Raw genomic sequence first — 12,886 nt, 5'->3', positions numbered from 1 at the left:
CGTCAGATCTCCAAGGTCTTGGTGAGTTCCCGGACGATCGGCCGGCACGTACCGTGCACCGGCCTGGTCCAGCCCGGCTCGCTGAGCCAGAGGCGGAGAGCGGCCAGTACGCGGGTGTCCGCGGTACCCGCCTCGGTCACGGTGGTGAGCCACTCCCGCGGGTCGGCCAAGGGGACACCCCCGAGCTCCGCACGGAGTTCGTCGACGCCGTAGGTGCGCTGCAACAGCAGGGACCGCCGCTCCGCCGCCCGCCCGGCGGCCGCGGCCAGCAGGGAGTCGGTGACGTCGGCGACGTGGCAGACCGGGACCAGGCCGGTCAGCCGGGGCAGCGCGCCCTCCTTCTTGGAGATCCGCAGCAGGTTCGCGAAGACGTCGTCGTCCAGGAAGGCGGCGTCAGCGGGTGTGTGCCCGTACACCAGCCCGATGCGGACGATGTCGACCTCGCAGTGGTCGTCCTCCAACGCCTCGACGTAGGCCTCGGCCACGAACTTCGACTGGGAGTACGGGTCGCCGATGGCCGCGAGCGCGTCCTCGGTGAACGGCACGAACTCCCGCCCGGCCGAGGCGGTCGAGGCGAACACGAAGCGATGGGCGCCCCGCCGGGCCGCCGCCCGCACCAGGGTCCGGGTGTTGGCGATGCTGTCCTTGACGTGCCGCTCCAGCGGCAGCACATGGTTGACCTGGTAGCCGCAGTGCACGACGGCTCCCCAGCCGTCGGTGTCGCCGCCGCCCGCCTCCAAGTCGTCGTAGGTCGCGAACCGTACATCCGCGAAGTCGGCTTCCTGCCGTCCGAAGCGCGCGCAGTGGCGCTCGACGACCCGTCGGGGATTGCTGGTGGCGACTACGGTCAGCGGACGGCCGGTGCCCAGCAGCCGGTCGAGGACATGTCCACCGATGAAGCCGCCGGCGCCGGTGACGGTGACCGCCCGCGGGTCGCCGGTCGCCCCGTGCCGCAGGGACGCGAGCGCCGCGGGCAGGTCGGCGAGGTCGGCCGAGACCGTGCGGAACACCGAGGGCACGGGGGAGGCCACGGGCTCAGGTCGCTCGCCGAGAGCGGCGAGGAAGCCCTCGACGGTGAAGTCGTAGTTGAGCAGGTCGAAGGCCTTTTGCACCCGTTCCTCGCCGTAGAGCCGGGCGAGACCGACCTGGAGCTGGACCAGTGCGAAGGAGTCGCCACCCGCGTCGAAGAAGGACATGTCGGGGGCGAGCGGGGTGCCGAGGACCTCCTCCGCCAGGCTGCTCACGACGTCCTGCCCGGCATCCCGCTCGGCCGGCTGTGGCTGCGTGGTGGTGCCGTCGCGCTCCACGAGGGCCCGCAGTGCGTCCTTGTCGGCCTTGCCGGTGTGCGTGACCGGAATGTCGGGCACGGCCAGGAGGAGGTCCGGCACCTCCCACTTCGGGAGCAGCTCACGCAGCCAGGCCTTCAGCTCCGGCTCCGGCCGGCCGGCCGCGGTGTACGCGAGGACCAGGGAGCCGTCGTGGGTGAGGACCGCGACGCGCGATCCGAGCAGCCGGGACAGCCTGCCCTCCAGGTCGGTGAGGGAGATCCGGTGGCCGAGCCGCTTGACCTGGTCGTCGAGGCGGCCGACGTAGAAGACCTCGCCGTCGCGCAGCTCGACTTCGTCACCGGTGTGGTAGGCCGCGCTGCCGTCGACCGTCGTGAACGGCCCGTCCCCCCGCTCCACGCCTTCGTAGCCGAGGGCGACACCGTCACCGACGATGACCAGTTCACCGCGCCCCGAAGTGGCGTAGAGGTCCCGCGCCCGGTCGTGGACGCGCGCCCGATAACCGTCGATGGGACGGCCGACAGAGGTGGTGAAGCGGTTCGGCTCCGCCACGGAGAAGCACACGGTGCCCTCGGTGGGACCGTAGGCGTTGAGCACCCGGCTGAACCGGGCCGCCGCCCGGAACTCCACCTCCGTCAGGGCCTCGCCCGCGAAGACGACGGTGCCGATCGTCTTGCGCGCCTCGTCGTGCAGCCGCGCGTACACCGACGGGGGCACGGTGATCACGTCACACCCATGGGCGGCCAGATGGGTGCCCACCGCGTTCACCCAGGAGCCGCCGTCCCACTCGGGGACGACCAGGGTGCCGCCGGCGTACAGCGTCACGAGGATTTCGGCGACGGAGGCGTCGAAGGCGAGCGAGGAGAACTGGAGCACCCGATGGCCCGGTTCGATGCCGAACAGGCGGGTCTGGGCCCGACACAGGTCCTCGATGCCCCGATGGCCGACGTTCACCAGCTTGGGCAGTCCGCTGGACCCCGAGGTGAACACGGAGTACGCCGTCTCGTGCACGGGCCAGGCGGCCGGGGACTCCCCGTCGGCCCGCGGGACCACCTCGCGGGCGAGTTCGTCCGCGCTGACCACGAGCCCGTCCAGGTCCTGGTCGCGCAGGGCGTCGGGGGTGGTGCGGAGCACCAGGTCGGGCCCGGCCACGCGGATGGCCTCACGCATGCGTTCGGGGGGCAGCCCCGGATTGAGCGGGGTGTAGACCAGCCCCGCACGCATGACGGCCAGCGCCCACAGGAGCGACTCGGCGGTGTGCTCACCGGCCGTGGCGACCCGTACGGCCCGGGGATACCGCCTGCGCAGTCGTGCGGCGCGGTCCCGGGTGACCCGGTCCAGGTCGGCGTACGACCAGGTCCGCGCACCCGACTCCAGGGCCGGTTGGTCGCCGCGCGCGCCGAGGCGGTGGGCTAGGAGCGTGGAAAGATCCACTGGACTTCCCCTCTGATTGGCTTGTGGGTTGGGAGGGGCCCTCCGCACGGGCGGACAGGCAGGAGGGACGGATCGGTCGGCGCGGTGCACGACCGGTGCCTTCAGGACCGCACGTCGTCCGTCCGCACGGCGGTGAGTTCACGCAGCAGATCCACGTACTCGGTGAGCGTGCTGCGCGCGGTGGGCAGGTCCATGACGTCGGCGCTGTAGGGGAGCACCACCACCAGCTCGTCACCGACCTCGTTGATCTCCACCGTCAGATCGGCCTTGGCCGTGCCGTTGTCCACGAGCCACGGCACCACACGGGCACCGGCGAGCGCGGCGCGGGGCCGCAGCGGCCCCTGATAGGCGAGGACCACCTGGACCAGGGGCTGGCCGGACGCGCCGGCCCGGGCGCCGACCGCCCGCACCACGTCGTTGAACGCGACGTACTGGTGTTCCAGGCCCTCCTGGATCTGCTCGTCCACGGCGCCCAGGAGACCGAGCGGGTCCGCGGCGCCGTCGAGTGTCACCCGCATCGCGACGGTGTTGGTGAAGAAGCCGATGACGTCCTCGGCCTCCTGGCTCGGGCGCCCCGAGAAGGGGGACCCGATCACCACGTCCCGCCGTCCCGTGCGGCGCGACACCAGGAGCGCGAGCGCCAGGAGGCACACCGCATACGGAGTGGTGCCCGCTTCCTTGGCCAACCGCTCGACCGCCCGACGCAGTTCGGGGCCAGTGCGGTGGTTCACGCGGCCGCCCAGGTGGCTGAACGAGGTGGGCCGCGGCCCGACGGTGGGCAGGTGGGTCTCGGTCGGGGCGCCGTCGAGCACGGAGCGCCAGTGATCGAGGCCCACCGCGAGCACGGGATGTCCTGCCGTGGCCCGCTGCCACAGGGCGTGATCGCGCGGGCGCAGCGCGCCTTGCGGTCGGGGAGCGGGTTCGAGCCCGGCACGGCGGGCCGCGTAGCACTCGGACAGGTCGCGGTCGAGCACGTCCTGGGAGAGGCCGTCGGCGACGGTGTGGTGGGTGACGAGCACGAGCACCCGCTCCTCGGCCCCCACGGTCAGCAACGCCGCCCTGAGCAGGGGCGCCCGCTCCAGTTCGAAGGGGCGGGCGCCCAGTTCAGTGACCCGGGAGGTGGCCTCGGCGAGAGGATCGGCGGCCCCCGTCAGGTCCTCCTCGGCCAAGGCCACTGTCACCTGCGGGGCGACGTCGACGCGGAGGTCCGCCCCGTCCAGGTGCAGACTGCTCCGGAAGGCCTCGTGCCGGTCCGCGAGGTCCTGTACGGCGCACCGCAGGGCCGGCAGGTCCAGAGTGCCGCTCACGTGGAGTGCGGACGTCTCGTTGTAGGCGATGGACGCGGCTCGTCTCATGCGGGTCTGTGCCCACAACCGCCGCTGGTGCAGGGAAGCGGGGTGGGAGGCGCCCGTGCCGGTGTCCGTGCGCGTGAGCGGGGGCAGGGCGGGCCGTTCGGCTCCGTCGCCGGTCAGGAGACGAGCCAGCTCCGCCAAGGTGCCCGCGCCCAGCAGTTCCCGGACGGTGAGCGCGACGCCGAAGTGTTCACGCACCCGGTTCTGGACCCGGATGGCCTGGAGCGAGGTGCCGCCGAGGGCTCGGAAGCCGTCGCCGGTGCCGATCCCGCTCACGCCGAGCACGTCCTCCCAGATGCGGGCCAGTTCGGCCTGCGCCCCGGGCCGGGGAGCCGAGTGCGCGGTGCGGGAGCCGCTCCCCTCCGGGCGGTGCGCGCGGAGCGCGGCCAGGTCCAACTTGCCGTGCTGATTGAGCGGGAGGCGCTCCAGCGGCACGAGGAACGACGGGACCATGACGGGCGGCAGCTCTTCGGCCAGCCGGTCGGCGAGTTCCTTCTCGACGCCCGGGGAGCCGACGACGAAACCGACGAGTCTGGCGTCCGGGCCCTCGCCCTGAACGACGACCGCGCAGGAGTGCACGCCCGGATGGGCGGCCATCACCGCCTCGATCTCGCCGCGTTCCACTCGCTGGCCGCGGACGTTGAGCTGGTCGTCCACGCGGCCGAGGAAGTCCAGGTTGCCGTCGGGCAGGTACCGCACCCGGTCACCGGTGCGGTAGAGACGGGCGCCCGGCCGGTCGCTGAACGGGTCCGGCGGGAACTGCCGTTCCGTGAGTTCGGGAAGGCCCCAGTAGCCGCGTGCCAGGCCCCGCCCACCGACGTAGAGCTCGCCCGGCTGCCCGTCGGCGACCGGCCTCATGCGGGCGTCGAGGACGTGCAGTTCACGGCCGGGCAGGGCCTTGCCGATCGGCGGCGCGTCACCGGGCGGACGCTCGTCCGAGGCACTGGCCGCGACCGTCACCTCGGTGGGGCCGTAGAGGTTGACCAGGCGGCGGCCGCTTCCCCAGCGCTCGGCGGCCTGCGGCTGACACCGCTCACCGATGTAGGCGAGCGTGTGCAGGTCGGGCAGGGGCGGTTCCTCGGTCAGCTCGGCGAGCAGCGCCGGGGGCAGCATCGCGCCGGTGACGCGGGAGTCCCGGAGGAATTCCACGAGGCCAGGCCCGGCGGTCTCGGTCCCGGCGGGCGGGATGATCACCGTCCCGCCGGCGGCCAGCACCGCGTAGATGTCGAGCGCCTGGGTCTCCCACGTCAGCGGGTAGAACTGGAGGAACCGGGTGCCCGGCCCCAGGGCCAGGTACGGCGTGATCATGCCCATGAAGTAGGCGATGGAGTCGTGCACGGCCATGACCCCTTTGGGGCGGCCGGTGGTGCCCGAGGTGTAGGTGATGAAGGCGAGCCGGTCGGGGTCGCCTTCCGGCAACGCCGCGTCGGCCGGGGCCGCCGCAGGGGGCGCTCCCGCCGTGTCACGGACCGGCTCGTCGGGGCCCGTCGGTCCGGCCAGTTCCTCGGCGACGAGGAGAGGGTTTTCGGTCACGGGGACCGCGTCCTGGAGGGCCCGGCTCGCCACCGCCAGCCGTGGGGCGACGTCCTTGAGGATCCAGCGCAGCCGGGCCTCGGGGTGGGCCGGGTCCAGGGCGACGTAACTGCCGCCGGCCTTCAGGATGCCCAGCAGCGTCACCACCATGACGGCGGAGCGCTCCAGGGCCACGGCGACGAAGACGCCGGGCCCGACACCGCGTGCCCGCAACCGTCGGGCGACGGCGTCGGAGCGGCGCTCCAGCTCACGGAAGTCGAGGCGCTCGGTGCCGTACTCGACGGCCGGCAGGTCGGGTTGCGACGCGGCACGTGCGGCTATGAGGCCATGAATGGTGGAGTGACTCATGTGCGGAAATCCCGGTGAGTTTTCCCTTGCCAAGTGCATGGGTCCGCCACGAAGCGTGTGACTTCGGGCGCAACGGAAGAAACGGCGCGCAGGCATTGAGCACACCATTCCCATGGAACCCGCCGGATTCGGACATGCGGTTGGCCCGGCGGAAGTCAGGTTGAAGACTGCAAGAGGGTGCTGTGTACACCCGGTGCAATGAAAGGGGCATTCACCCCTTGGTCGGCCATCGGCCCCGAGGGTGCGGACCGCGCACCACTCATCTGGAAAGGCTGTACCAGCAGCCGTAAAGACGTGCGATGCCGTAAGCGGACGTGGAAAATGGTCGAGAACGTCCCCGGCGATTACATCAGGCGAATCCGGGCATCCCCGTGCGGCGTCCGAGAGGCGGCCGCCCATATCTGCTCTCGGCCCTCATGTACACCCCGTCTACACCCCCGTTCGCGCCAATGTTGGCTCGCTGTGTGTGCTGCGAGACGCACTGTAGTTTGGGGTTGAAGGGGTGGCAAGCGGCAATCTCGTGGCTGATCCGAAGCCGGAGGAAGGTGCTTGCGCCCTCCGGTCCTTTCTGTTTCGATGGCGAACGCATGAGGCAAAGGCCTTGACACGGGGGCGTCTTCGATGAGTGACAGGACAAGGCCGTGCTCGGGCACGCCATTCATGACCAAGGCGCCGCGCGCCCACGGGTTGTCGGTGCCCCGGCCGCCCGCTGATAGGGCCATGGCCGAGAACATTAGGGAGTAAGTCGGGTTCGGGCCGCAGGCGTCGGGGAAGCCTGACGGACCCTTTGGTGCAATCGCCGCACCAGCCACCGGAACCGGACTTTTCCGTGCTGCCCTCATGCGTATTTCCACTGTTCTCCGCAATCGGAATGGCTGAATCCGGCACGGCTGGAAATAGCCGTCCACCCTGCGCACGCGGGGCGGTCGGCGAGCCCGGTCGGAACGGCCGGGCCTCGGCTCGCATCAGTCTTGACATCAAGGGAGGGGCCTGGTGATTCAGGTACGTGAACCAACACAACCGCCGAACACCGCCGGCGGTGATCCCGCCGACGAAGCGATCGCGCCACTCGGTGACGTGACGATCACGCTGACCGACGCCGAACGCGAGGCGGCCGCCGACGAGTTCGCCTCGTCGGCCCGTGCCCTGAAGGACCGGTCGCTGGACGACGAGGAACTGCTGACGGAGGCCGAGCTCGCCGGACTCCGGCTGCCCAGACGGGTGCTGGAGGCGCTCGGCGGGTTCCGTCGGCACGGGAACGACGCCGGTGTCCTTCTCCTGCGCAACATGCCCGTCGATCTCACGCCCCCCGCGACGCCGACCGACGGCTTCCTGCCGCACTGGCACGAGCTGCCGGTGGCCACGTTCGCGCAACTGGCCGTGGCGTCCACCGTCGGCGCGGTCATCGCCTACGCGGACGAGAAGCACGGCGCGATCGTCCAGGACGTCGCCCCCGTCGAGGGCGCCGAGAAGCGTCAGGAGAACTCCGGAACGGTCTACCTCGAACTCCACACCGAGGACGGGTTCCACCCGTACAAGCCGGACTTCATCACGCTGATGTGCATACGCCCCGATCACGGGCGCACGGCGCGCACCGTCGTCGGTGCGGCGGCCCGGGCCCTGCCGCTGCTCTCCGCGCGGACCGCGGCGGTCCTGCGGGAGTCGCGCTTCCGTCTGCGGGTGAGCAGCTCGTTCGGGAACGGCTCCACCGACCTGCTCACCGGCCCGCTTCCCGTCCTCTCCGGATCCGCCACCGCTCCGGACCTCCTCGCCGACTTCCACGCCATGGAGGGCATCGACGACGAGGCACGGACCGCCCTGGAAGACATCAAGGCCGCGTTCCTCGCGACCCTGCGGGGCGGCGTCCTCGAAACCGGCGATCTCCTCGTCGTGGACAACCGCACCGCCCTGCACGGGCGTTCGGAGTTCGCCGCGCGCCATGACGGGACGGACCGCTGGCTCAGGCGCTGCTTCGCCGTCACGGACCTGCGCTCCTCGCGCGAGGCCCGCCCCGCCGGCTCGCGCGTGTGCCGCCCGCTCAGGGACATCGGCCTCTTCTCCCCCGAAGCACTTCTTCCCACCCCACGAATCGAGGACCCGGTGTGCACCGGTTCATGACCAGCCTGGGCGAACTCGCCGAGCAGCCCCCGCGGCACATGCTGCTGCTGTACTCCGGTGGGGTCGACGGGACCTACCTGCTCCAGCGGCTCCAAGCCCTCGGCACCACCGTGACGGCGCTGCACCTACGCATCGGTGATCGGGAGCCGTTCGACGCCGCGGCCGAGCAGGCCGAGAGGTTCGGGGCGGACTTCGTCGACGTCGACGTGACGGACCGGTTCTTCGACGGGTTCGCTCCCGCGGCCGTCCACGCGGACGCCCTGTACCAGGAACAGTTCCCGGTCGGCTCGACGCTCACCCGGCCCCTCATGGCGCAGACCGCCGTCCAGGTGGCGCGGGAACGCGGCTGCGACGTGATCGGCCACACGGCCACCTACATGCAGAACAGCTCGATCAGGATCAGTGGGTCGATCGCCGCCCTCGCCCCCGAGATCGGTGTGGCGGCGCCCTTCCTCGGTTCGGACCTGCCCCGTGAGAGCAAGCTGGCCGCGCTGCGGGACGTCGGCGTCTCGTTCCCCGAGGGGATCCACAGCGTCGACGCCAACCCCTGGGCGCGGGTCATCGAGTGCGGTTCCCTGGAGAGCCCGGAGAACCGCCTGGACGAGAGCGTGTTCCGGTGGACCCGGGACGTCGCCGACACCCCCGCCGACCCCGCCGAGGTGCTCCTCACCTTCGAACACGGCCTGCCCGTCGCCCTCGACGAGCGGCCGATCGCCTTCGGTGACCTCGTGGAGCATCTCAACGGGCTGGCGGGCGAGCATGGCGTGGGCCGCTCCTCCGGTCTGGAGGACACCCCGTTCGGAGTGAAGAACCACGAGATCCGCGAGGCGCCCGCCGCGACCGTGATCATCAAGGCGCACCAGGTCCTGTCCAACGCGGTCTTCACCGCCCAGGAGCACGCGGTGCGCGGAGGAATCGCCCGCGAGTGGACCACCACCGTGGTCCAGGGCGGCTGGTTCAGCCACCTCGGTGAGAGTCTCGCCAGGTGCCTGGCGGATCTTGACCGCCCGCTGGAGGGTTCCGTGCGGCTGCGCCTGCACCGGGGTTCGATCACGGTGCTCAGCGTGAACTCGGCGAACGGCCTCTACTACACCCGCTTCGGCGAGACGTTCCACGCGTCGATGTCCGACTACTCCTACACACCCTGGCTGTCGCTGGCCACGTTGCCCAGCCGACTGCGACGATTCGGAGACCCGCGATGACCGGCAACAAGAGGGACCTCGTCGACCTTTCGCACGTGGTACGCGAGGGCATGACCACCTACCCCGGGTTGCCCGGACCGGTGATCGAGGACCACATGTCGCGTGTGGACTCGCGTGGGCGGTATTCCCCGGGGACCGAGTTCCAGATCGGGCGCATCACCCTCGTGGCGAACACCGGGACGTACGCCGACGTCCCCTTCCACCGCTTCGACGGCGGCGCCGACCTCTCGCAGGTACCGCTGTCCCGGTTCGCCGACCTGGAGGGCGTCGCCGTCACGGTGCCCCACGGCGCGCCGAGCGGTATCGGGCCGGAGGTCTTCGAGGGGCTGGAGGTGACCGACCGGGCCGTGCTCGTCCACACCGGTTGGGACCGGCACTGGGCCACCCCGGCGTACGGGGATCCGGCGCACCCCTTCCTCACCGAAGCGGCCGTCGAGTGGCTGGTGGCCCGGCGCCCGGCACTGGTGGGCATCGACTCGGTCAACATCGACGACATGGCCGACCTCGCCCGGCCGGCCCACACCGGGCTGCTGGCCGCCGGCATCCCGGTGGTCGAGCACATGACGGGTCTCGAGCAAGTGGTGGGCCGGGAGTTCCGCTTCCACGCCGCGCCGATCCCCGTCGCCGGAATGGGCACCTTCCCGGTGCGGGCCTACGCCCTCGTCGGCACGGAAGGGTGACCGGCGCCGCCGGAGCAGGAGACAGCACTACTTCTACGAAGGTCGTGGACATGGAGAAGTACCACCTGGACGCCCGGGCCAACACCGTTCTCGACGAGCTGGTGGGGGAGTTGACCCGTGACCTGTCGAGCGTGCACGAAGCGGCGTTCCACGCGAAGGCCGCGGTGCTCGCGCACGAGCTGCCGCGGGATCTGCGGGAAGCGCTCGTCGGGTTCCGGCTCACCGAGCCGTCCGGCGGCTTCCTGCTGTCCGGCATCCAGATCAGCGAGGCGATAGGGCCCACCCCCGGCCACTGGCACCAGCCTGAGGGGGAGCGCTCGCCGGCGCTCAGGGAGGAGGGGTTCTTCGCCCTGTGCGCCCAGCTCCTCGGAGACCCGTTCGGTTACGCGACCCTGCAGAACGGGCTGCTGATGCACAACATCGTGCCCATCCAGGGCCACGAGAAGGAGCAGATATCCTCCGGTTCGGAGGAACTGCTGGAGTGGCACACCGAGGAGGCGTTCCACCCCTACCGGTCGGACTACACCGCGCTGATGTGCCTGCGCAATCCTTACAGCGCGCCGACCACGTACGCCGAGATCTCCGACCTCGACGTCACGGACGAGGACCGCGCTGTCCTGCGCCGCCCCCTCTTCGCCACCAGGCCGAGCGGCTCGCACTCGGCGGAGCGCAACGCCTACACCACCCACCTGCCGCAGAGCAGGCACGCCCGGGCGCGGGAGAGCTTCGAGCGGATCGAGGAGCTGCACCGCAACCCGGTGGCCGTGAGCGTCCTGTTCGGTGACGACGCCGACCCCTATCTGCGCGTCGACCCCGACTGCATGACCCCCCTGACCGAGGAGGCGGCCGGGGCCCTGGAGCGGTTGTGCGCCGAGATCAACCGCAAGATCCAGGACGTCGCCCTCGCGCCCGGCGACATCCTCTTCCTCGACAACGCCAAGGCGATTCACGGCCGTCGGCCGTTCAAGGCGCGCTTCGACGGTTCGGACCGCTGGCTGAAGCGGATGAACATCACGCGCGACCTGCGACGTTCACGGGCCCGACGGCTCTCGGCGGACGACCGGGTCATCCAGTAGGGCCGGGCGCCCGGCAGCCCGGGCCGTGACGGACTCGTGCGGTGGGCGGCCGGGCCGCGCACCGCACGGGCCCCTCACCCCATGGCCAGCAGCAGGGGGAACGCCTCTCCGACCGAGGCCACGACCCGGGTGGGGGTCGGCGCCCCGTCGGGCAGCGCGCGCCCGCCCGAGACCCAGATCGTCGACATGCCCACAGCGGCCCCGCCCGCGATGTCGTGCTCCAGGGAGTCGCCGATCACCCAGGCCCCGTCCAGCCGGCCGGCCGCGCGATCGGCGACGAGCCGGAAGATCTCCGGGTCCGGCTTGCGCGACGTCTCGTCGTCGGCGAAGCACACCACGTCGAACAGGTCCGCCATGCCGTCCCGCATCTTCGGCTGCTGGTCCAGCGCCGTGCCGTTGGTCAGGAGCGCGGTCCGCCACCCGCGCGCACGCAGCTCCTGGAGGTTGTGCGCCACGCCGTCGAACGTACGGGAAAGGAGGGGTACCCGTTCCAGGAAAATGCTCCGCAGTTCATCTGGGGACTCCGTGAACCCGAAACGGTCGATAATGGCCTGGAAAGTTTCCTGCGGGGCGACGGGACGCTGTTGTTCCGCCCGGAGGAAATCCAATCCGTCCGCCCCGAGATTTCGCTGTTCGGTCAATTCGATGAACCACCGGTCCACCGCGCCCGCGCTGTCCACCAGGGTGTCGTCGAGATCGAATATGGCGAATTTATTCACGTACAGCCAATCACTAAGTGGTCAATCGCTCTGTGGTACGGGGGTGGCGCGGCACCGGCGTCCGCTACTCGCGGGCGCCCACCGGCGCCGGCAGGGCGTCCAGTTCGGCGAGGTCGGCCGCCGACAGGACCAGGTCGGCCGCCGCGGCGTTCTGTTCCAGGTAGCGCAGGGTCTTGGTGCCGGGAATCGGGATGACGTGCTCGCCCTGTGCGAGCAGCCAGGCCAGGGCGACCTGGGCCGAGGTGGCGCCGATGCGCTCACCCACCGCGCGCACCCGCTCCACCAGCTCCGCGTTGGCGGCCATCGACTCAGCGGTGAACCGGGGCATGTCGGCACGGAAGTCGTCGGCGTCCAGATCCGTGGGCGCGGTGTAGCGCCCGCCGAGCAGCCCGCTGCCGAGCGGTGAATGGCACAGGAACGCGATGCCGTGCGCACGGCAGTACGGCACGACGTCGCCCTGGAAGTCGCGTGTGAACAGGGAGAATTCCGACTGCACTGCGGCGACCGGGTGGATGCCCCGGGCCCGCTCCACCTCGTCGGCGGACGCCTCGGAGATGCCGAGGGCGCGTACTTTGCCCTCGGCCGCCAGGTCCGCGAGCGCGCCCCAGCTCTCCTCCACCGGCACCCGGGGGTCCACACGGTGCAGGAAGTAGATGTCCAGGTGGTCGGTGCCCAGGCGGCGCAGACTGCCCTCCAAGGCGGACCTGAGGTACTCCGGGCGCCCGTCGAGGGTGAAGTCCTCCCCGTCGAACCGGACGCCGCCCTTGCTCGACAGCACCGCCTCGTGGCGCCGGCCGCGCAGGGCACGCCCGACCAGTTCCTCATTGGTGAAGGGGCCGTACACATCCGCCGTGTCGATCAGATTCACCCCCAGATCGAGCGCGCGGCGCACGACGATCACGGAAGCCTCGTCGTCACGGCGCCGAGGGTCGTAGGCAAAGGACATCCCCATGGCACCCAGTCCTATTCGGCCGACCGGCGGCCCCTGAAAACCAAGTGCGGTTGTGCGCACGAAATATTCCTTTCGAGTGGGATATGAATGCACTACCCTGCTGCCGCGCTCGCCATGAACCCATGGCGGCACCATCATCCGGCTCAGCATAGAATCCGTGGACATGCGCTACAAGGCCTTCCGGAA

8 protein-coding genes are annotated in these 12,886 nt (G+C 70.8%); 4 read left to right on the top strand and 4 right to left on the bottom strand.

The features are described 5' to 3' along the window. Window positions 1-2: 2 nt before the first annotated feature. Both ABZ385_RS21830 and ABZ385_RS21825 read right to left on the bottom strand, forming a co-directional pair. Complete coding sequence (locus ABZ385_RS21830) at window positions 3-2,720, bottom strand: AMP-binding protein (RefSeq protein WP_358912700.1); 2,718 nt, start codon at window positions 2,718-2,720, stop codon at window positions 3-5. Between the two features lie 101 nt (window positions 2,721-2,821). Continuing rightward, on the bottom strand, window positions 2,822-5,953 hold the full coding sequence (locus ABZ385_RS21825; protein WP_358912698.1) for an amino acid adenylation domain-containing protein: 3,132 nt from the start codon (window positions 5,951-5,953) through the stop codon (window positions 2,822-2,824). 1,077 nt (window positions 5,954-7,030) lie between these two features. Here ABZ385_RS21825 and ABZ385_RS21820 point away from each other — a divergent pair. The 4 genes from ABZ385_RS21820 to gntD are packed head-to-tail and all read left to right on the top strand — an operon-like array spanning window position 7,031 to window position 11,029. Continuing rightward, window positions 7,031-8,071 (top strand): TauD/TfdA family dioxygenase, encoded by a 1,041-nt coding sequence (locus ABZ385_RS21820; protein ID WP_358912696.1) that lies wholly within the window; start codon window positions 7,031-7,033, stop codon window positions 8,069-8,071. Then, window positions 8,068-9,273, top strand: a complete 1,206-nt coding sequence (locus tag ABZ385_RS21815) for an argininosuccinate synthase domain-containing protein (RefSeq protein ID WP_358697376.1) — start codon at window positions 8,068-8,070, stop codon at window positions 9,271-9,273. Before ABZ385_RS21820 ends, ABZ385_RS21815 begins: the two co-directional genes overlap by 4 nt. Next, a complete protein-coding gene (locus ABZ385_RS21810) occupies window positions 9,270-9,953 on the top strand; it encodes a cyclase family protein (protein ID WP_358697375.1) in 684 nt (227 codons plus the stop codon). The genes ABZ385_RS21815 and ABZ385_RS21810 overlap by 4 nt, the downstream gene beginning before the upstream one ends. Beyond that, window positions 9,950-11,029 carry a guanitoxin biosynthesis L-enduracididine beta-hydroxylase GntD gene (gene gntD / locus ABZ385_RS21805; protein ID WP_358697373.1) on the top strand — a complete coding sequence of 360 codons (1,080 nt, stop codon included), beginning with the start codon at window positions 9,950-9,952 and terminating at the stop codon, window positions 11,027-11,029. The genes ABZ385_RS21810 and gntD overlap by 4 nt, the downstream gene beginning before the upstream one ends. A 74-nt stretch (window positions 11,030-11,103) precedes the next feature. On the opposite strand, the gene ABZ385_RS21800 is transcribed toward gntD, so the two are convergent. Together ABZ385_RS21800 and ABZ385_RS21795 are read right to left on the bottom strand one after the other, a co-directional pair. Next, a complete protein-coding gene (locus ABZ385_RS21800) occupies window positions 11,104-11,748 on the bottom strand; it encodes an HAD family hydrolase (RefSeq protein WP_358912694.1) in 645 nt (214 codons plus the stop codon). A gap of 64 nt (window positions 11,749-11,812) precedes the next feature. Beyond that, entirely contained in the window at window positions 11,813-12,760 is a 948-nt protein-coding gene (locus ABZ385_RS21795; RefSeq protein WP_358697369.1) for an aldo/keto reductase, read from the bottom strand. Between the last annotated feature and the right edge of the window lie 126 nt (window positions 12,761-12,886).

The organism is Streptomyces sp. NPDC005898 (assembly GCF_040629635.1).
Lineage (GTDB): Bacteria > Actinomycetota > Actinomycetes > Streptomycetales > Streptomycetaceae > Streptomyces.
This window is presented reverse-complemented; position numbering and strand designations above follow the sequence as displayed.

Coding starts and splice junctions, on each gene's coding strand:
- ABZ385_RS21810 (WP_358697375.1), top strand. CDS start 9,270: ATGACCGGCAACAAGAGGGACCTCGTCGACCTTTCGCACGTGGTACGC.
- ABZ385_RS21815 (WP_358697376.1), top strand. CDS start 8,068: ATGACCAGCCTGGGCGAACTCGCCGAGCAGCCCCCGCGGCACATGCTG.
- ABZ385_RS21825 (WP_358912698.1), bottom strand. CDS start 5,953: ATGAGTCACTCCACCATTCATGGCCTCATAGCCGCACGTGCCGCGTCG.